Source organism: Kitasatospora sp. A2-31, from assembly GCF_022288725.1.
Taxonomy (GTDB): Bacteria; Actinomycetota; Actinomycetes; order Streptomycetales; family Streptomycetaceae; genus Kitasatospora.
In genome coordinates this window covers 1-1,268 of sequence record NZ_JAKNTA010000217.1, presented here as the reverse complement: position 1 = coordinate 1,268, position 1,268 = coordinate 1, and the positions used below count along the sequence as shown (strand labels likewise).

Annotated in this window: 1 protein-coding gene and 1 pseudogene; one reads left to right on the top strand and one right to left on the bottom strand. The window is 74.1% G+C overall.

The window, feature by feature from the left end; genetic code table 11:
* A pseudogene (locus tag MCM47_RS41010) lies at window positions 1-458 on the top strand (LysR family transcriptional regulator); the annotation flags it as partial.
* Between the two features lie 255 nt (window positions 459-713).
* Here MCM47_RS41010 and MCM47_RS41005 read toward each other — a convergent pair.
* Window positions 714-1,268: YceI family protein (locus MCM47_RS41005; protein WP_238951857.1), on the bottom strand; the 555-nt coding region annotated here is incomplete at its 5' end.

The window sequence follows — 1,268 nt, the reverse complement described above, 5'->3', positions numbered from 1 at the left end:
TGTCGGTGATGATGACGGCCGACCACCCGTTGGCCGGCCGCGCGGTGCTGCGGCTCGCGGACCTGGTCGGCCACCCGGTCGACATCTGCGCCGGCAACCCGGCCACCACCGAGTGGGCGGACCTCGGCGCCCGGCTGCTGCGCGAGCACGGCCTGGTTCCGGCCGCACCGCACGTGCCGCCGGTCGGAGTGGACGAGACCGTCCGCTACATGGCCCGCCACCGCGATCCGATGCTGACCACCGTGGGCGGGCTGGTGATGCCCGGCGTGGTGAACCTGCCGCTGGTGGAGCCGGTGCCGCTGACCCTGCTCAGCCTGGTCCACCGGCCGGACCTGCGCCACCCCGGACTGGCCGCGCTGGTGACGGCCGCCGCCGAACTCGGTGCGGAGGAGCGGTGGTTGCGGCGTCCGGCGGGCAGCTGGCTGCCCGCGGCCGACGCCGCGCTCCTGGCAGGCTAGCGCCCTCGCGGTCGATCGGGACCTCGGACCGGCCCATGGGTGCGCCGTGGGCTCCGCCGGCCCGCGGGCGGGCTTTCGGCGCCACCGGAACGGAATGACCGGGCGCCCCTGGGTTGTTGTGCCCGGAGGCGACCCCGCCCCTGCCGCTCGGGGGTCGGCAGGGGCGGGGCGTGTGCGGGGCGGTCGCGGCGCGGACCGCCGGGGCTCCGGGTGGACCGGTGCCCGGTGTGCCGGGGGCAGCCGTGGTCGGCCGGTTCAGGCCGCCCGGACGGCGGAGATGTCGAAGCTGAGCTTGACCTTCTCGCCGATCAGCACGCCGCCGGTCTCCAGGGCGGCGTTGTAGGTGAGGCCCCAGTCGGTGCGGTCCAGGACGGCCGAGCCCTCGAAGCCGACGCGCTCGGCGCCGTAGGCGTCGGTGGCACTGCCGGTGTAGTCGAGGTCGAGGACGATCGGACGGGTGGTGTCCTTGATGGTCAGCTCGCCGGTCATCCGGTAGGTGTCCCCGCGCAGGCGCTCGGCGGAGGTGCTGCGGAAGCGGATCTCCGGGTAGGTCTCGGCGGCGAAGAAGTCGCCGGTGCGCAGGTGCTCGTCGCGCTGGGCCTGGTTCGTGTCGATGCTCGCCACCTTGATCACCAGCTCGGCGCTGGAGTTGCCGGGCTCCGCGCCGTCCAGGCTCAACTTGCCGTCGTACTCGGTGAAGCGTCCCTTGACGTTGGTGACCATCGCGTGGCGCACCGAGAAACCGACCTCGCTGTGGGTGGTGTCGATGACCCAGTCGCCGGAGAGGTGGGACAGGTCCGGCCCGGCGGG